This window comes from Chryseobacterium gotjawalense (assembly GCF_030012525.1).
In the GTDB taxonomy this organism is placed as follows: Bacteria; Bacteroidota; Bacteroidia; order Flavobacteriales; family Weeksellaceae; genus Kaistella; species Kaistella gotjawalense.
Genome location: NZ_CP124855.1, coordinates 2,696,028 through 2,714,524, shown reverse-complemented (window position 1 = coordinate 2,714,524; position 18,497 = coordinate 2,696,028). Strand labels below are relative to the sequence as shown.

16 protein-coding genes are annotated in these 18,497 nt (G+C 36.5%); 6 read left to right on the top strand and 10 right to left on the bottom strand.

Annotated features, from left to right (window positions below; all coding sequences use genetic code 11):
* Positions 1 to 86: 86 nt before the first annotated feature.
* The 4 genes from accB to pdxA form a co-directional block, all read right to left on the bottom strand.
* Positions 87 to 563: an acetyl-CoA carboxylase biotin carboxyl carrier protein gene (gene accB / locus QGN23_RS12420; RefSeq protein WP_282904590.1), complete on the bottom strand. Its 477-nt coding sequence runs from the start codon at positions 561 to 563 to the stop codon at positions 87 to 89.
* Positions 564 to 678: 115 nt separating this feature from the next.
* Entirely contained in the window at positions 679 to 882 is a 204-nt protein-coding gene (gene rpmF / locus QGN23_RS12415) for a 50S ribosomal protein L32 (protein ID WP_133439628.1), read from the bottom strand.
* Positions 883 to 957: 75 nt separating this feature from the next.
* A complete protein-coding gene (locus QGN23_RS12410; protein ID WP_282904589.1) occupies positions 958 to 1,473 on the bottom strand; it encodes a YceD family protein in 516 nt (171 codons plus the stop codon).
* A gap of 88 nt (positions 1,474 to 1,561) precedes the next feature.
* On the bottom strand, positions 1,562 to 2,650 hold the full coding sequence (pdxA, locus tag QGN23_RS12405; protein WP_282904588.1) for a 4-hydroxythreonine-4-phosphate dehydrogenase PdxA: 1,089 nt from the start codon (positions 2,648 to 2,650) through the stop codon (positions 1,562 to 1,564).
* A 131-nt stretch (positions 2,651 to 2,781) separates the two neighbouring features.
* Between pdxA and QGN23_RS12400 the strand changes: the two genes are divergently transcribed.
* The 3 genes from QGN23_RS12400 (at position 2,782) to QGN23_RS12390 (ending at position 5,605) form a co-directional block, all read left to right on the top strand.
* On the top strand, positions 2,782 to 3,378 hold the full coding sequence (locus QGN23_RS12400; protein WP_282904587.1) for a riboflavin synthase: 597 nt from the start codon (positions 2,782 to 2,784) through the stop codon (positions 3,376 to 3,378).
* Complete coding sequence (locus tag QGN23_RS12395; protein WP_282904586.1) at positions 3,365 to 4,837, top strand: sensor histidine kinase; 1,473 nt, start codon at positions 3,365 to 3,367, stop codon at positions 4,835 to 4,837. Before QGN23_RS12400 ends, QGN23_RS12395 begins: the two co-directional genes overlap by 14 nt.
* A gap of 72 nt (positions 4,838 to 4,909) precedes the next feature.
* Positions 4,910 to 5,605, top strand: a complete 696-nt coding sequence (locus QGN23_RS12390; RefSeq protein ID WP_282904585.1) for a tRNA1(Val) (adenine(37)-N6)-methyltransferase — start codon at positions 4,910 to 4,912, stop codon at positions 5,603 to 5,605.
* A gap of 4 nt (positions 5,606 to 5,609) precedes the next feature.
* On the opposite strand, the gene QGN23_RS12385 is transcribed toward QGN23_RS12390, so the two are convergent.
* A complete protein-coding gene (locus QGN23_RS12385; protein ID WP_282904584.1) occupies positions 5,610 to 6,173 on the bottom strand; it encodes a DUF6759 domain-containing protein in 564 nt (187 codons plus the stop codon).
* A gap of 138 nt (positions 6,174 to 6,311) precedes the next feature.
* Here QGN23_RS12385 and tsf point away from each other — a divergent pair, with 138 nt between their 5' ends.
* The 3 genes from tsf (at position 6,312) to QGN23_RS12370 (ending at position 12,316) form a co-directional block, all read left to right on the top strand.
* On the top strand, positions 6,312 to 7,136 hold the full coding sequence (gene tsf / locus QGN23_RS12380; protein WP_282904583.1) for a translation elongation factor Ts: 825 nt from the start codon (positions 6,312 to 6,314) through the stop codon (positions 7,134 to 7,136).
* Between the two features lie 101 nt (positions 7,137 to 7,237).
* Complete coding sequence (locus QGN23_RS12375; RefSeq protein WP_282904582.1) at positions 7,238 to 9,895, top strand: T9SS type B sorting domain-containing protein; 2,658 nt, start codon at positions 7,238 to 7,240, stop codon at positions 9,893 to 9,895.
* Positions 9,896 to 9,979: 84 nt separating this feature from the next.
* Positions 9,980 to 12,316, top strand: a complete 2,337-nt coding sequence (locus QGN23_RS12370) for a choice-of-anchor L domain-containing protein (protein ID WP_282904581.1) — start codon at positions 9,980 to 9,982, stop codon at positions 12,314 to 12,316.
* A 1-nt stretch (position 12,317) separates the two neighbouring features.
* Here the strand turns inward: QGN23_RS12370 and fmt are convergent, their stop codons facing one another.
* From fmt to folK, 5 genes are all read right to left on the bottom strand, one after another.
* Complete coding sequence (gene fmt, locus QGN23_RS12365; RefSeq protein ID WP_282904580.1) at positions 12,318 to 13,265, bottom strand: methionyl-tRNA formyltransferase; 948 nt, start codon at positions 13,263 to 13,265, stop codon at positions 12,318 to 12,320.
* A 42-nt stretch (positions 13,266 to 13,307) separates the two neighbouring features.
* A complete protein-coding gene (locus QGN23_RS12360; protein WP_282904579.1) occupies positions 13,308 to 15,215 on the bottom strand; it encodes a RecQ family ATP-dependent DNA helicase in 1,908 nt (635 codons plus the stop codon).
* Positions 15,216 to 15,304: 89 nt separating this feature from the next.
* Positions 15,305 to 16,738: an OmpA family protein gene (locus QGN23_RS12355; protein WP_282904578.1), complete on the bottom strand. Its 1,434-nt coding sequence runs from the start codon at positions 16,736 to 16,738 to the stop codon at positions 15,305 to 15,307.
* A 216-nt stretch (positions 16,739 to 16,954) separates the two neighbouring features.
* Positions 16,955 to 18,055 carry an OmpA family protein gene (locus QGN23_RS12350; protein WP_282904577.1) on the bottom strand — a complete coding sequence of 367 codons (1,101 nt, stop codon included), beginning with the start codon at positions 18,053 to 18,055 and terminating at the stop codon, positions 16,955 to 16,957.
* 10 nt (positions 18,056 to 18,065) lie between these two features.
* Positions 18,066 to 18,488 carry a 2-amino-4-hydroxy-6-hydroxymethyldihydropteridine diphosphokinase gene (gene folK / locus QGN23_RS12345; protein WP_282904576.1) on the bottom strand — a complete coding sequence of 141 codons (423 nt, stop codon included), beginning with the start codon at positions 18,486 to 18,488 and terminating at the stop codon, positions 18,066 to 18,068.
* Positions 18,489 to 18,497: the final 9 nt, after the last annotated feature.

Below are 18,497 nucleotides of genomic sequence, written 5' to 3'. Positions count from 1 at the left end.
TAAGAATTTTAAATTTTGAATCTTGAATTTTAAATTATTTTAAATGAATGCACATCTAAAATATATAATTTATCATTTAAAATTACTTAAGATGGATCAACTAAAAATAGCGGTTGATCGTATTCTACAGGAGTTGCATCGTCTACCAGAACTTTCACTATTTTCCCCGAAACTTCAGATTCGATTTGGTTGAATAATTTCATTGCTTCAATGACACAAACTACTTTTCCCTCAGTAACTTCGTCACCTACGTTTACAAATAGATCCTTGTCTGGTGATGGTTTTCTGTAGAAGGTACCAATCATTGGTGATTTGATGGTAATAAATTTGCTATCATCTTCCAATGGTGCAGATGGTGCGGCAATAGCTGCAGCTACTGGCGGTGCAACCGGCGCTTGTTGCGGCGCAGTGTGATAAACTGCAGGTGAACCCATATAATTCATTTCGCTTCCTGCAAGCGGAGTTTTAATGGTGATTTCGAAATCTTTAGTTTTGTATTTTACTTCTGAAACCTCAGCTTTAGAAACAAATTTTATAAGATTTTGGATGTCTTTAATGTCCATATATTTGGTATTTGTTTATTATGTCAAAGATACTAAAAAACAATAAAAAACCACTCAAAATTGAAAAAATTGAGTGGTTTTTGTATAAAAACGAAGTTTTAATTAGATTTTAGGCCTAATTTTCTTCTGCAGTTTCTACCTCTTTTTCTATTACTACTTTCCCTCTGTAGTATAATTTACCTTCATGCCAGTGTGCTCTGTGATACAAGTGCATTTCACCTGATGTTGCATCTTTTGCCAATTGAGGAACCACTGCTTTGTAGTGCGTTCTTCTTTTATCTCTTCTTGTTGACGATTGTCTTCTCTTTGGATGTGCCATTTCTTATAATTTTTTAATTTGATGAGCGATGAGTATTTGATTTCTCAATTCTCATCATTTTAAACTATTTAATTTTTATTCTTTTAATTTTTTCAATGCTTCCCACCGTGGGTCAATTTCCGGCTCTTCTTCAATAATATCTTTCGGACTGAACTTTTCCAGAATTTCTAAATCTTCTTCTGAAAGATTAGGAGAAACTTTTTTCATTGGGATCGACAGCATCACATCTTCATAAATCAATTGTGAAACATTGAAAGCGTGATCTGTTCTTGGAATGGTAACCACATCAACATTGCTGTCATCATATTCTTCCCCAAAATTTACCAAAACTTCAATTTCATGCGCTATCGGATAGTCAAAATGTTCGTTTGAAATATCACAAACTAAATTAACTGTCCCTGAAGTCTTAATCCAAAGTTCTAAAAAAGTAGTATGCTTATCCATGAGGACATCAGCAACTATTCTAGGTTCTGTAAATTCTTGTTCAGTATCGAAAAGTTGAAAGAACTTCTTATCTATCTCAAAACTGAACTGGTGTTTTCCGTTTTTTAGTCCGGAAAACTCAATCTCGTAGTTTCTAAACTTGTCCATAAAATGAGTGTGCAAAAATATGCATTTTTTTTAATATTACAAATTAATCTTAAACAAATCTGCAGTAAATATTTTCCTGGCGTATTTACTAGGCCCGATCAACCGGCAGATCCTCATCGGGGCTGTTAGCAGAAGAGCTTCTGCGGGGCTGCATCCGATTGGTTATTAAATCATTATATTCTTTTCTGTTATTGAAAATTTTGATGGCCATGAAAACTGCCTCGGTAAAACTCTGTTCATCAGCAATGTTTTTACCGGCAATATCATAAGCAACGCCATGATCGGGAGAAGTTCTGACAAAAGGCAAGCCGGCGGTATAATTTACACCTTCTTCATAAGCCAATGTTTTAAACGGTGCTAAACCCTGATCGTGATACATGGCCAAAACAGCATCGAAGTTTTTATATTTACCGGGCTGAAAATAGCTGTCTGCAGGATAAGGCCCAAATGCCAAAACACCATTATCAAACAATTCCCGGATTGCCGGCTCTATGATTTCAATTTCTTCTCTGCCAATCGTTCCGCCATCGCCCGCATGCGGATTCAAACCCAACACTGCAATTTTCGGTCTTTCGATACAGAAATCCTCAATTAAACACTGATTCAACAGTTTAATTTGCTTTTTGATCTTCTCCTTAGAAATATTTTCCGCAACGTTAGCAAGCGGAATATGGTGAGTAGACACTGCCACTTTCAAATCATCCGTCACTAAAAACATCAGGCCTTTTTTACCAAATTTTTCTTCCAGATAACCGGTGTGTCCTGCGTGCTGAAAACCATGTTTCATCATCTCCTCTTTGTTAATGGGAGCTGTAACCAACACATCAATTTCACCATTCATCAAAGCATTGGTTGCGGCTTCCAGAGAATCAATCGCCATTCGGGTAGATTCTTCAGTCGGAGTGCCCAAATTTACATTCACATTATCTTTCCAAAGATTCACCATGTTTATTTTATAATCTTGCGCCTGCGCAACTTCCGTGATATAATTAAAATTATGCTGAAGTTTGAAAATGTTTTTCTGATAGGTAAACAGTTTTCCCGAACCAAATATAATGGGCGTAAAAAAATCGGTAATAGATTTATCTTTCAGAGATTTCATGATAATTTCCGGACCGATTCCATTGTAATCACCGATAGAAATTCCCACTTTTATTTTATGTTGTTTCGGACTCATTTTTATTATCTTTGAAAATTAATAGAATTTTACAAATTTAACAAATTAGGATTAACTACTATTACTTTATTTTAATTCTAAGGAATTAATTGATTTTCAGTTCACCTTTTCTCTTAAAAAATATCAAAAACATGTTCACAGGAATTGTAGAAGCAACCGGGATTGTAGAAGCGATCAATCATAACGACAGCAATATCGATTTTATTTTAAATTGCCCTTTCACCCAGGAATTAAAAATTGACCAAAGTTTAGCGCACAACGGCTGCTGTTTAACGGTGGTAGAAATTACCGAAACCCATTATCGGGTCACCGCTATTGATGAAACTTTGGAAAAAACAAATCTTGGCAAGTGGAAAATCGGCACCGAAGTGAATTTGGAACGGTGTTTGAAGTTCGATGGACGGCTAGATGGTCACATGGTTCAAGGTCATGTTGATCAAACGGGTATTGTAGAAAAAATCCAAGACAAAGACGGCAGCTTTCTCATCACTATTTCCTATGAAAATACTGATGAGTACACAACTGTTCCGCAAGGTTCCATCACGGTAAACGGAATTAGCTTAACCGTTGCCGAGAGCGGCTCTGATGATTTTTCGGTGGCGATTATTCCTTACACTTGGGAATTTACCAATATGAAAACGCTAAAAGTGGGAGACACCGTGAATCTGGAATTCGATATCATTGGAAAATATGTTAATAAATTGATGAAAAAAAATGCCGTTCTCTAAATACAAAGGTTTTAGTTTAAGAAATAAAGTTTTCTGGGGTTTTCTGCTGATTTGCTTTCTCAGCATCACAGGCTCCTCCACCTTATCCTATTTTATTTTAAAGAACAATGCCACGGAACAAAGCAGAACCGATTTGCAGAAAAGAGCCGAATCACTCATGTCTGCCCTTGATTACGCGGTAAGTCACACACAGGTACAAACCAACGATTTACCGAAAATCTTATCCAATGCTATTTTCGAGATCGCGGACATCAACAATCAAGACATCATCATATATGATTTGAACGGGAATTTTGTAATTTCTAATAAAGACATCAACCTAATTTCCGCCAAAAAGCTTTCCTTAGAAGTTATTAATCAGGTTTTGAAAAGTGACAAAAGAGTGGATTTTCAAAACTTCGATCCGAAAACGGGTTCCAATGTAACCTCTTCCTATATGATCCTGAAAAACAATATGCTTGAGCCGATTGCTATTGTATATTTCCCTTATCATCACAACGATGCCGCGTATGTAAGCGTATTCAACAAATACCTGAATTACATTTTCATTGTTAATCTTTTTGTAATTGGATTTGGAGTCTGGCTGAGCTGGATTATCTCTAATCACTTAACCAGAGCGGTAACCAAATTTTCTGACCTTATAAACAGAATCACTCTTTTCGAAAATGATCCGCAACCCATTCGGTATTACCAGAATGATGAATTGAATCAGCTGGTAAAAGCTTATAATAAAATGATTCTACAAATTAAGGAACAAAAAGAACGGCTTAGTTTTAAAGATAAAGAAGAAGCCTGGCGCGAAATGGCGAAACAGGTTGCTCATGAAGTCAAAAATCCTTTAACACCGATGAAACTCACCATTCAGAATTTTGAAAGAAAATTTGACCCGAATGACCCGAAAATATATGACAAAGTAAAACACCTGAGTAAAACAATGGTAGATCAAATTGATTTGGTCGCCACAGTGGCAAACGCTTTTTCTCAGTTTGCCCAGCTACCGGAAAAGAATAATGAGGTTTTTAACCTTAATAAAGAAATAAAAAACATCATTAATATTTTCAGCGACGAAAAAATATATTTCCACGCCAATAAAGAAAAAATAATGATCGACATGGATAAAATATATTTGTCCAGAATCATAACCAATCTGGTTTCTAATGCGAGACAGGCAACCGATGATGAGCGTGAAAACATCATTAATGTCGATGTAGAACAACGGCAAAAAAGGATCATCATCACCGTAGAAGACAATGGTGTTGGTATTTCCGAAGATCACTACAACCGCATTTTCGAACCTAATTTCACTTCAAAGTCGAGCGGAATGGGACTGGGATTAACGATGGTTCGCAAAATGGTGGAAGATTACAAAGGCGAAATCTCAGTGAAATCTGAACTTGGAAAAGGATCGACTTTTACCATTTCACTCCCAAACAACATGAAATCCATTCAACAAAACTAAATCATTCGCGCGGGACGCCGTATCATTCCGAGCCGCTATTTTTGTAAAAAATTCCAAAATCTACTACTTTCAGTGAAACCTTTTCATTTTAAACAATTCAGTATCCAGCAATCGAAAAAGGTGTTTCGTGTCGGGACAGACGGTGTTTTGCTCGGTGCTGCTTCTACGGTAAACAATGCGAAAAACATTCTGGAAGTGGGCACAGGAACTGGCTTGATCTCATTGATGCTGGCTCAAAGAAATCCAGAGGCAGATATTCATGCAATCGACATTAATGAAAATGCAGTAGAACTGGCTGTTGAAAACTTTGAAAATTCACCATTCAGAAATAGATTAAAGGTTTTTCTGCAGGATTATAAAAACTTTAATTCAAAAGAAAAATATGATTTAATTGTATCGAATCCTCCTTATTTTGAAGAAAATGGATCACAAAAAGATATTACTGCAAGACAGCAAACTGAACTTTCCTTCGGGTTTTTAGTAGACAAATCATTGGATTTATTATCTGAAAAAGGGTTTCTTTCGGTAATTATCCCTTTTGATTCCGGTGTACTGTTTGAAGAATATTGTTTTAAAAAATCATTGTATTTACACAACAAAATACAGATCTGTGGCATTAAAAATTCAAAACCAAAAAGACTGATATTAGAATTTGGATTCCATAAAAAGGAAACAAATGAGTCGGAATTAGTGATCGAGAAATCTCCCAGAAAATATACAGACGAGTACCTGAAACTCACAGAAGAATTCCATCAATTCTCAAAATAAATATTTATCTAGGGGCATTCAAAGTAATCACAATATCTTTACCTATATTTTTTGTAGAAGAATATTTTGCATCACAAACCATCGTCGTAATAGAATAACTGCCTTTTTCTACCATAATGAAATTCTCATTATTTGCCGGAATATTGAGGTTATAAAATTTCTTTCCACTGAGTTTCACAATCAGGTTGCATTTCGATTTATTTTTGATTTGCACATAAGCAGTTTTACTGCTGGGATCGTTATTAAAAAGATGATTTAACAAATCTGCAGTTGCCTTATGATTGGTATTCGAAGTATTTTTTACTTCATTTTTAAGGGCCGTTTTATTCACTGGTGCAATCGTCGGTTTTGCAACTTTAGCTTGCTGAGCTGGTGTTTTGTCGCTGTTCATGACCGCAAAAAGCTTTCTTTTAAATTCAGGAGTTCTGGGATGATCCGGATTGAATTTAATAAAATTGGCAATTACCTGCATATCAGTACTTTTTTCAACCTGATCGACGGTATATTTCGACTGGGCGCAAGAAAAAAATGAAATAAATAAAAACAGGAAATAGATATATTTTTTCATGAATGAATTAATTTTTAAAATTCTATATTTTACGAATAACGGAAAATTGTACTTTTTAGTTTGTGCGAAATTTATTATCTTTGCAACGCTTAAAAACATTAGCTAACTTAATCAATTTTTAATAAAAAAAACAAGAATATGTATACACCAGTTGCTGCAGATGTAGCTAAATTAAGAAACATTACAGGCGCAGGAATGATGGACTGCAAAAAAGCGTTGGTAGAAGCTGATGGAGATTTCGATAAAGCCATCGAAAACCTTAGAAAAAAAGGACAGAAAGTTGCAGCTAACAGAGCAGACAGAGATTCTCACGAAGGTGCAGTAATTGCAAAAGTTAACCAGGACAACACCATGGGAGCAATTATCGCTTTGAATTGTGAAACAGATTTCGTTGGAAAAAATGATAATTTTGTAGAGTTAGCTCATGAACTTGCTGAACAAGCTATTTTCTATGCAAACAAAGAAGAATTTTTAGCATCTGATTTCCACGGAATGACCGTTGCTGAAAAATTAATCGAGCAAACAGGAATTATCGGTGAAAAAATCGAAATAGGTGCTTTCGAAAGAATTGAAGGTCCATACTTAGGAGCTTATATTCATGCAGGAAATAAAATTGCTGCCATTACTTCTTTATCTGCAAATGTAGATGGAGCTGCAGAAGTTGCAAAATCTGTTTCTATGCAGGTTGCTGCTATGAACCCGATCGCTTTGGATGAAACTATGGTTTCCCAGGAAACGATTGATAAAGAATTGGAAATCGAAAGAGAATTATTGACTAAAGAAGGAAAACCGGCTAACATTATCGATAATATCCTTAAAGGAAAAATGCAGAGATTCTACAAAGACAACACTTTGGTACACCAGTCTTTCATCAAAGATTCAAGCGTATCAGTTGCTGACTATGTAAAATCAATTAACAGTGATCTGAAAGTTGTAGGATATGTAAGAGCGAGCCTTACTTAATTTCCCGAACTTTATTTATAATTAAAATCTCTTTCTATTTTTAGAAAGAGATTTTTTTTCGCCGAAATAGCAGTAATTTCACCTTCTTAATTTTTATCGAATTGAAAAATCTACTCGCTTTAGTTTTTGCATTATTTTTTACATACTCAACTGCACAGATGGATACCGAGCATTGGTTTGCGCCGATGGCAGGCAACAATCCTGCAGATGGGATACAATTATTGTATCTATCTACAGGTAGTTTAAACCCTGTGAACATTAGTATATATAGTGGAAATAAATTATTAGGAACGACAACAATATCTAAAAATAATTCTGGGAAATTTAGTGGAATCCCTCGTTCACAAATGATTATTGAAAACGATAAAGAGAAGATGGCTGTATCATCAAAAGGGATACATATTGTAGGTGATGGAAACTTCTTTGCAAATTACAGAGTTTCAACTCCAGACAGTGCAGAAATGATAACTTCAAAAGGAAAATCTGCACTTGGAACAAAATTTTTCCTTGGAATGGGAAAAATGAAACTCCGCTACAGTAACAATACTGCAGGAATCATTGCCACTGAAAATAACACTGTTGTTACATTATCTAATTATGAACCCTCTTTAAAATTTACGAATGACAAAACTCCAGGTACTTCTCAAAAAACAGTAACTTTAAATAAAGGAGAATCATATGTATTTGAAGTAGACAATATGTACAGTTATAATGTTGATTACAATGGATTAATCGGTGCTAAAATTGAAAGTAGTAAACCCATAAGCGTTACTTGTGGAAACTTTACCGGTGCGATAAGTATTGGAAGAGATTATTTTGTTGATGTTTTTGTGGATCAAACTATTCCTGTTGAAAAACTAGGAAATGAATATATCATCATGAATGGCAATGGAGATATTGCCAATACTGCACGGATGGAAAAAACGTTAATTGTAGCTTCAGAAGACAATACAGAAGTATTTTTAAATGATAATTCAAGTTCTACCCCAGATTTTATACTTCCAACTGCTGGATCTTTCAAATTTGTTGAAAATAAATTATACAAACCTGTCGATCCGCAAAACAACATTTATTCCTTATATATTAGAACCACAAAACCAGCTTATACTTACCAGATTTTTTCAGGGGGCGATGACTCTGGGATTAGTAGCGGAGCTATGAACCTTGTTCCTCCTCTTTCTTGCCTACTGCCTAGTAAAATTGATGAAATATCACAGGTTGATGAAAATCCTTTTGGAGATTATGATTATAATGTAAAGCTTAATATAACGGCTGAGAAAGGAGCAAATGTATTTGTAAATGGTTCACAAAATAATCTATTTGGGCCATTTCAGGTTAGTGGAAATCCAAATTGGGAAATTTATTATTACCCAAATGCAAAAGGAAATATTTCTGTTACCACAAATAATCGCAAATCTATTACTTTTGGTTTTGTAGGTGGAAATGATGAGATTGGCTATGGCGGTAATTTTGCAGGATTTAATGTAGACCCAGAAATTAAAAAAATTGGAGGATGTGATGAAAGCTCTATTTATCTTGAAGTACAAGATAATTTTGATGTTTATGAATGGTACTATTCTGAAGACAAAATAAATTGGATTTTGCTTCCAGAAACAACAAATCAAATCCATCCTGGCAATAAATATGGATATTATCAATGTAAAGTTACTAAAACATCATGTCCGCCTTCAAGGCTTACAGAAATATTTATTTATTATAAATGCACAGTAATTGGTCCGCCACAAACCTATACTTTAAGTTTTTGTGAAAATCTAAATCCTCTTATAGAACCTAAATTTTCAACTAATCCTTCATTAGCTATTGACCCATCTAAAACTATAATTTTGGAACAAGCCACAGAAGGAAAAGCTTATGTTGACAATCAAGGAAAAATTCATTTCGAACCCAATAATACTCATCTTAGTGAAGTAACATTTACCTATTATTTTCGGGGCGTCGGTGATTTCCCTGATTCAGAACAAGTTACGGTAACTGTTCAAATAACCCAAATGCAGGTTAGAAACATTGAGATCACAGAATGCCAAGACAGTTTTGGCTATGCAATATATAATCTTAAAAAATTTGAAACAGAAAATACTGATGTTCAAATCATAAAATATCAATATTATGAAGATTTGGCATTAACAAAAGAAATTAACTCAGCCGAACTCACCAATTACAAAACGATAAACAACAGTATCGTTTATGTTAAAGTCCTTAATTTATATGGATGTTTTAGAATTGGAGAAATTCATTTAAAAACCTATACAGTACCAAAAATTGATGTTCAGGTTAATGGAAGAACAGCAACGATAATCGCATCAGAAGGTTTATCACCTTACGAATATGCAATCGAGAACTCAAACAGTTTTCTACCTTATCAAAATTCAAATATATTTTCAAATCTTCCTTTAGGTCTTAATACGGTGTATGTGATGTCAGCCGATAAATGTACAGTCTCAACAAAAGATTTTATGATTACACAATTATTTAACGTTATTACTCCCAATGATGATGGCTACAACGACATATTAGATTACAGCGAACTGAAATCTAAAGAAAACTTCTTAATCAAGATATTCAATACTTCAGGTCAAATGATTTATGAATCGAATGAAAAAAGTTATACATGGAACGGCAAATCCAATGGCAAACCGTTACCTACAGCAACTTACTGGTATATCGTACAATGGACAGAACCTAAAACAAAACAGATTGTATTGCAAACAAGTTATTTATTACTAAAAAACAGAAATTAAATGATATACATCTCTTCCATTATTGATGGAAGAGATTTTTTTTATGGCAAATAAGAAGTAATTTTGTCTTCCGCAAAAAACACTATGTTTAGATACAGATTTTTCAGCAGCAGTTTTGCTCTTCTTTTTATATTATTCTCCATTTCCGGAAGCGCCCAACAGTACATCACGGTAGATACATCAACCTATACACCGGAACAGCTTGTAAAAGATATTTTTATCGGATCCCAAAATGCAGCCTGTATTACCGTATCGAATGTATCTGTAAAAGGCTGGCAGGATTACGGGAACAATCCTTTCAGTCACGGCTATTTCGAAAAAGGAACCTTACCGTTTAATATCGAAAAAGGACTGATATTGAGTACCGGCGGAGCATACAGGGCACCGGGACCGAATAACGGTGTGCTTTCAGAAGGCGACGCAACCTGGTTAGGGGATAAGGATCTTGAAAAAGCAGTTCCCGTTGCAAGTCCTTCCTGGAACGCCACAGCTCTGGAATTTGATTTTGTCTCGCTCACTTCTACCGGAATCAGTTTTGAGTATATGTTTCTATCAGAGGAATATCAGAAAAGCGGATGCAACTATTCCGACGCTTTTGCGTTTCTGATCAAAGAAGCCGGAGCCACCACCTACCAAAATATTGCTACAGTCCTCAATCAGGCCACCGGAAATCTGGATCCCGTGTCTTCGCGAACAGTGAGAGACAACACCTACTGCTCTCCCAGTAATGCCGAATATTTTGGGCAGTATAATTTGCCGCCAATGGTGCCACCGAACATGTCGCCAACCATTTTCGACGGGCAAACCAAAGTGCTTACTGCAAAAGCAGACGTCATTCCGGGAAAAACATACCACATCAAATTGGTCATTGCAGACAATACCAACACCAGTCATGATTCAGCAGTGTTTTTAAAAGCAGGAAGTTTCGTGGGCAAAAAAGATATAGGACCCGATCTGTTACTCGCGACCAATAATCCGATCTGCGAAGGAGGTACAAAAACTTTGGATGCCACCACAGCCGGAGCTACTGCTTATCAATGGTTTAAAGACGGCATTTTAATTCCTGGTGCAACAAATCCTAAGCTGAACATAACGGGAACCGCTGCGAATGCCGGCACCTATCAGGTAGACATCACCTTGGGAGGATGTAGTCTGAAAGGTTCCACTAAAATAGAAATCTCCGAGCAGCCTGTGATTGTTCCCAACAAAGTTTTTTCATATTGTGACAACCAGCTGAACGGAAGTGTTCCGATTAATTTTTCACAACTTTCTCCTCAGTTGATTTCAAATCTCAACAGCGCTTTTATTCCAAAATATTATCTGAACCCCGCCGGAACCGGAACGCCACTCGCTGATGGCTGGCTTTTAACTGCAACCACAAAAGTTTATCTGTTTGTGGAAAGTACTTACGGCTGTCCGGCAGCCATTGGCAATTTCACTTTAAAAACCGGAAATAAAATCCCGCTGCTCAAACCAGATTATTCTACACCGGCTATTTGCGATGATAATTTTCAAGGCGTTTCAGTGAATCTGAGTAATGATATTTCTCAATTCACTGCAGATCCTTCTTTAAATATTACTTTTTACAATTCACTGGCGGAAGCAAAATTGGGAACTCCGGGAACTTCCATTTCGACCAACCAAACTTTGAGCACTACCAAAACTTTTGGAATTCGGTTCGAAGGCAGTGACTGTCCCAATGTGGCAGAAATCACGGTCAACATTAAATCACCAAAAACTTCACCTATGCATGATCAACCGGTTTGTCCAGGTTCTGTCACAACGCTTGATGCAGGTCCCGGTTTTGATTTTTACGAATGGAGCACCGGCGTCAGCGGAAGCAGTGCTTCCGGTATCAGCGTGGGAATCGGTAATTACTGGGTAGATTTATATTCTAATGGATGTGTTTACCGTCAGAATGTGAAAGTCACTGCACCGGAACTGCCGCAAATTACCCATATTGATGTTTCGGGAAGTACGGCAACGGTTTATGTCTTAGACGGTGTTCCTCCATATTCTTATTCTTTGGACAATGTCAATTTTCAGGCCTCCAATATTTTCTATAATGTTCCGCGGGGCAAACATACAGTTTACGTGAAAGATGCGCAAAACTGTGACAGCGTGGCCAAAGAATTCCTGATTATTAATCTGATCAATGTCATCACGCCAAACAGCGATGGCCATAATGATGTTCTGGATTATTCTGATTTAAAAATTAAAGAAAACGTCAGTATACAGATATTCGACCGTTATGGAAATATGGTGTTCAGCTCGAAGGACAAACAGTTTATCTGGGACGGAAAATCAGGCGGCAGGGCACTTCCCACCGCAAATTACTGGTATATCCTGAACTGGACAGAACCAGACACCCAATTACCGGTTTCCTACAAAGGCTGGATTTTACTTAAAAACAGAAATTAAATTAAGCCATCGAAATATGGTCAAAGTTCTGGAATCCATTTAAGAAATCCTTCACAGACATTCTTTTTTTCCCTTCAAGCTGAACTTCTTGCGGGAAATAAAAACCGTCTTTTGTGAAAATTTCGAATTGGTGTTTATTTATTTCTAAAGTTCCCGGAATTTTATCATGTTCCGTCATTTTAAATTTACCTTTAAATATTTTTAAAAATTTTTCGTCTTCCCCAATTTTAATGGTCGTAAAAGAAGCAGGATAAGGCGACATTCCACGGATGAAATTATGAACGGTTTCCGCGTTTTGATTCCATTGAATCCGGGTATCTTCTTTAAAAATTTTAAAAGCATTTTTAGGATGTTCTACGATCGGTTGTGGCTTCTCCTGAATCGAGTTTTCGGACAGTCCATCGAGGGTTTTTACCACGAGTTCCGCGCCCATTTCCATTAAACGGTCGTGCAGTTCACCGGCATTTTCTTCGGGTGAAATTTCGATTTCCTGTTGAAGTAGGATATTTCCCTCATCAATTTTTTCATTGATAAAAAAAGTAGTTGCTCCCGTTTTTTTCTCACCGTTGATGACCGCATAATTAATCGGCGCAGCGCCACGATAATCCGGAAGCAACGAGGCGTGAAGATTAAATGTTCCCATTTCCGGCATCTCAAATAAAATCTTAGGCATCATCCGGAATGCTACAACGACAAAAACATCGGCATTGAGTTTCTTTATCGTTTCTAAAAATTCAGGATCCCTTAATTTCTCGGGTTGAAAAACCGGTAAGTTATTTTCAACAGCAAATTCTTTGACGGCAGACTGGTGAATCTTCTGTCCGCGTCCGCTCGCTTTATCTGCAACAGTTACCACACCCACAACTTCGTGAGAGGATTGATGAATTGCTTCTAAGGAAGTTTTTGCAAATTCCGGAGTTCCGAAAAAAATAACTTTTAATGATTTCATTGAATATATAATTGAGGATATTTTAATAAATACAATTCACTTTTAATCGTGATTGTAACAGTATGTTCTAAAATTGAGCATTTTGACTTTACCTGAATCGAGGAGATGAATCAGATTTTCTAAAATATTTTCTTTGACAAAATAATTCAGTTTAATGGAAATCTCTTCTACATTTGCGGGACCTGTTTTCAAAATTTCTAAAATTTCCCCGGAAATATCCCGTCCGAAAACCGTTTCTTTCTGTTGTTCACAAACCGAGCAATGTCCACAGTTTTTCACATTTTTTTCGCCGAAATAAGACAGGATCAGTTTCATTTTACAAAACTCATTATTCTGGACAAAAAATTTCATTTCCTCCCATTTCTGAATTTTGTTTTTCTGGATCTGGGCAAAAAGATTCCAGTACTTTCCTTCTATTGCCCGCTGATCACGGTGTTTCAGAAACTTAACACTTGACAAAGCGCCATCGATATAATCCAGATGTCCCTGATGCTGCAGTTCCCGAAGTCGCTCTTTAACCAAATGAGGATCCGACTCGATTTTAGTACTCAGTGATTTTTCGCTGAACATTACTTTGTGAGTGGTAAGTCCCGAAAGAGCCCTCAATAAGAGTTCTATAAAATAAGCGTCTTTTTTGGGCAACAAATCGATTTCATCAGGCGAAATTTTAAGCTCAAGTGATGAAAGAGAATTTTGATAATTATAAAAAATAATTTCCTGATGATGCAAAAACTGAAGAACGTTTCTAATCTTTGCCAAAGATACTTTGGTAAATTTCTGAATCCTTTGAATATGAAGTTGAAATACATTTTCCGGCAGATCATTCTCCGCAATTTGAAAAGTAGAATATAAGTAAGAAACGATATTCTGAAATTCTGCTTTCGATGGAATTTGATTGATTAAAATTTGGTCAAAATTCTTTAATTCCTGTTCATTCCAAAGTAGAAAAGCATAAGAATTTGTGCCATCCCGACCGGCTCGGCCGATTTCCTGATAATAATTTTCTATGGACGCCGCGGGAGAAAAATGGATAATGAACCGCACATTATCTTTATCGATTCCCATCCCGAATGCATTGGTAGAAATCAAAACCTGGTTTTGACTTTGAAGCCAACGGTTTTGTTTCGCATTTTTTTCTTTCACCGGAATCCCGGCGTGAAAGAAATCGACATTCGTGATTTGATTTCGGTGAAGAAAAGCGGTAAGTTCTTCAGCTTCTTTTCGGGTTCTGACATAGATAATTCCTGACGAATTATTATATTTCAGGAGATTTCGAATTCTTTCATATTTGTCAGCAATTTCATCGGAGACAATTTTAAGATTACTTCTTCTAAAACTTTTCTGAAAGATTGCCGGGTTTTTCAGATTGAGTTTCAACTGTATTTCCTGTAAAACTTTTGGAGTCGCGGTTGCAGTTAATGCAATGCACGGAATATTTTTCAACTGCTCTCTAAACCCTTTGATATGCTGATAACTCGGCCGAAAATCCTGCCCCCATTCCGAAATACAGTGCGCTTCGTCTACGGCAATAAATGAAATCTGAATCTCTTCTAAATTTTGAAGAAACAACCTGTTGGATAATCTTTCGGGAGAAATATATAATAATTTGGTCAAGCCGTCTTTGCAACGGTTAAAAATAATTTCGGCATCGAATTCATCCAGTTCTGATGAGAGATATTCGGCTTCAATACCGATGTTTTTCATCTGATGGACCTGGTCTTTCATCAAGGCCAAAAGTGGAGATATTACCAAACAGGTTCCTTCTAAAACCAAAGCCGGGAGTTGATAACAAAGTGATTTTCCGCCACCTGTTGGGAGTAAGGCCAGAGTATCTTTGCCGGAAATAATTGAATTAATGATTGTTTCCTGCGAATCCCGAAAGGTATCGTAACCCCAAAAATGCTTTAAGGTCTGCTGTTTTAATTTTTCAAAATCCCGGTTAGAAATCATTGAGTAAAATTACTGAAATAGATGGCATAAAACAAGAAAAGCCACGACGAACGTGGCATTTTCTTTAGTATTTAAAAGCGTTTAGAAAATTACTTTACTTCAAAGTAAACTCTTCTGTTCGCTCTGTTTTTCCATTCCGGACATTTCGTTGCAGGATCACATTCTGGATATTTAAGATCTGTTTTCCCTCTGCCTATTGCATCTAATTTACCAGAATTCACTCCGTTTTTAATCAAATAATTTTTAACATTATTTGCTCTTCGTTCAGACAATTTCTGGTTGTAAGCTTTGGTACCTCTTGTATCTGCACCTCCAATTACATAATAAGAACCTTCGGATGAATTAATATAATTAACAGCATTGTTTAAGATTGGAGTATTAGATGGAAGAATTCGGTCTGAATTCAAATCAAATTCAATCCCCTCTAATGTTCTGGTCTCATCTGAAACAGTAGATTTTAAGTCCCATGGACAGCCGTTATTTTCGACCGGTCCCGGAACAGTTACACACTTATCATACAAGTCGATTACGCCGTCTAAATCCGTGTCGAGCGCAACACCTGCACCATCCACTCTCGCACCTAAAGGCGTATTAAGCTGTCTGTCCCAGTCATCACAAACTCCATCGTTATCGGCATCTCCTTTTTTACAAACTTCAACATCCTGGTTTTTATCTGCCAATACATCTAATTTATAATAGATTTCCTGCAGTGGATCGTGCCAGAAAAGGTGAGACTCGTGTCTTCCTAAATTTAATGTTGCTCCTAACGTAATATTAATTAAGTTATCGGAAACATTATCATTTATCGTATTGGTACGTGCGCCATCAAAAGAATCATCTCCAGAGACAATATACATCCCTCTTGCTTCCAGATCTAATGATTTTGTAGCCCGGTATTTTAAACCGGCTCCGGCTTGACCAAACAAACTTCCAAATTTGAAGGGTTTAACTTCTGTAATTAAATTCTGATTATAAACAGGTCCAGCGTCTTGTCTATAGGCTCTGTAAGCCAACGTACCTGCCCCTGCATATCCGTGAAACGCCCATCTAAAAGGAGATTTATTATCTACTCTTCTCAAAAGATTTGAAAAGTTAATATCTCCTATAATAGAAAGCGCATCATATTGCGTTCGTGCTCCATCACCACTTGGTGAAGCAACATGATCTTTTGTATTTACAAATCCTTGTCTTGATTCCCCTTTATCATACTGAAGTTTAAGACCAAAAGCATGGGTAATTGCTTTGTCAACACTTAAGTAAGCAGACCAACCAAAAAGATTTTTTCCCGCTCCGTAACTTTTAATTGAAGTAAGGTCAGAAGACTGCATTAATGGCACCCCAGCACCAGCGGAGACAGCCCAGTCGTTAAATCTTTTTGACTCTTGGGTAAAAGGCGATACTGTTGCCGATCCTGAAGTATAAGAATTAGGATAATTACCGGTGGAGCTGGTAATAGAATCCTGCGCAAAAACCGCTGTAGGCAATACCAGCGCTAATGCAATACTTGTTAAATTTAGTTTCATATCGTTTGTTATTTTTTTAATTAATAAAGTTGATGAGTATCCGTTTTTAATAATGATGCAAAACTTTAACGCGAACATTTTACAAAAAATAATTTATTTATAAACACAATGGTTTTCACATTTTTTAAGTTCGCAAAGGCTTTGTACTTATAATTAATAACGGACATCCATTTAAAAGTTAATTTCATTGTTGCCAGATACAACAGTCATTTTTTTTTATTTTGGATTCACATTAATCGGACAGCCATCATTCTCAACTGGTCCCGGCACGGTGACACATTTATCATACAGATCAATGACGCCGTCCAGATCCATATCCAATGCAACGCCAGCTCCATCTACTCTTGCTCCTGCAGGAGTATCAAGTTGTCTGTCCCAATCGTCACAAACTCCATCATTGTCTAAATCACCTTTTTTACATACTACAAAATCAATTGCAGCATTATCTAAAACATTTATTCTGTTATTAATATTCTGCAAAGGATCAAACCAGGCGAGATGAGTATCATATTTTCCCAATTTAAAAGATAATCCCAGGTTCACGCTGAACATATTATCAGAGTTTCCAGATTTTATCGAATTATATGGGGGACGTGCATTTTTCCCATAACCACCTCCATCAAAAGAGTCGTCACCAGAAAAAATATACATTGCTCTGGCTTCAATATCAATCAGTTTAGAAGCGTTGTATTTCACACCCGTTCCAACTTGGAAAAAAAAACTGTCGAAGCCTAATTTTTGATCGATTTCAATAGGAATTCTTTTTGGAGTCGTACTCCATCTCGACATATCATTATCTAATAACAAGGTGTTATACGCTTGAAGACCAACTCCGCCATAACCGTGCAAAGCCCATCTATAAGGCGAATGATTATCGGTACGGCGCATTAAATTAGAAAAATTAATATCACCCAGGACAGAAACCTGATAATATTTTGTATAAGCAGTGGCCACGCCTGCGGCTACTCCTGCAGCTCCTGGTAACAGGGCTTTCTGATTGGTTTTACCCATTTGATAAAGCAAACTCAATCCAAAGGTAGGAGTAATCTGCTTATCTAAACTTCCGTAGGCATTCCACCCAAAATCAACTTTGCCATCGTAAAAGGAATTCACGTCTGCATTATGCATAAATGCACCTCCACCACCTACTGAAACAGACCAGTCACGAAACATCCTTGATGAATTATCAAAAGGTTTGATGTTTGCGGATCCAGAGGAGTAAGCGTTGGGATAATCTCCAGTAGTATTGGCAGCGGAATTATGCTGCGCATAAAAAGCAATGGGTATCGCTAGTGCTAATAATAAATTTAATTTCATATTGTTGTTTTTAGTGTTTCGATAGCTCACCTAACAATTTCCTAGAAAAATCACGTTGATATAAATGCTTGTGATGCGGAATTTTTAATTCTTTACAACAGAAATTGAGATTACCGAAAAACACCACATCTATATCGATTATCCTGTCTTGGTACTCTCCTGAAATCAATGTATCATCGCCCCTTCCCATCTGTCTCTCAATTAATTTCACATAATTTAAGAGTTTTATAGGAGAAAATTGTGTCTTTATTACTAATGCAATATTACAAAAAATATTATTACTAACAAACTCTACAGGGTTGGTAATCAAGACCTCACTTTTCCTTAAAATCTCACCAATCTCTTCTTCTATCCTAAGGAGGGCTAACCCAATATTGTGTTCAGGATTTCCTAAATTGCTTCCGAGTAACAAAGTGACCTCATGTTGCGACATATCGTAGAA

Coding starts and splice junctions, on each gene's coding strand:
- accB (WP_282904590.1), bottom strand. CDS start 563: ATGGACATTAAAGACATCCAAAATCTTATAAAATTTGTTTCTAAAGCT.
- rpmF (WP_133439628.1), bottom strand. CDS start 882: ATGGCACATCCAAAGAGAAGACAATCGTCAACAAGAAGAGATAAAAGA.
- QGN23_RS12410 (WP_282904589.1), bottom strand. CDS start 1,473: ATGGACAAGTTTAGAAACTACGAGATTGAGTTTTCCGGACTAAAAAAC.
- pdxA (WP_282904588.1), bottom strand. CDS start 2,650: ATGAGTCCGAAACAACATAAAATAAAAGTGGGAATTTCTATCGGTGAT.
- QGN23_RS12400 (WP_282904587.1), top strand. CDS start 2,782: ATGTTCACAGGAATTGTAGAAGCAACCGGGATTGTAGAAGCGATCAAT.
- QGN23_RS12395 (WP_282904586.1), top strand. CDS start 3,365: ATGCCGTTCTCTAAATACAAAGGTTTTAGTTTAAGAAATAAAGTTTTC.
- QGN23_RS12385 (WP_282904584.1), bottom strand. CDS start 6,173: ATGAAAAAATATATCTATTTCCTGTTTTTATTTATTTCATTTTTTTCT.
- tsf (WP_282904583.1), top strand. CDS start 6,312: ATGTATACACCAGTTGCTGCAGATGTAGCTAAATTAAGAAACATTACA.
- QGN23_RS12370 (WP_282904581.1), top strand. CDS start 9,980: ATGTTTAGATACAGATTTTTCAGCAGCAGTTTTGCTCTTCTTTTTATA.
- fmt (WP_282904580.1), bottom strand. CDS start 13,265: ATGAAATCATTAAAAGTTATTTTTTTCGGAACTCCGGAATTTGCAAAA.
- QGN23_RS12360 (WP_282904579.1), bottom strand. CDS start 15,215: ATGATTTCTAACCGGGATTTTGAAAAATTAAAACAGCAGACCTTAAAG.
- QGN23_RS12355 (WP_282904578.1), bottom strand. CDS start 16,738: ATGAAACTAAATTTAACAAGTATTGCATTAGCGCTGGTATTGCCTACA.
- QGN23_RS12350 (WP_282904577.1), bottom strand. CDS start 18,055: ATGAAATTAAATTTATTATTAGCACTAGCGATACCCATTGCTTTTTAT.
- folK (WP_282904576.1), bottom strand. CDS start 18,488: ATGTCGCAACATGAGGTCACTTTGTTACTCGGAAGCAATTTAGGAAAT.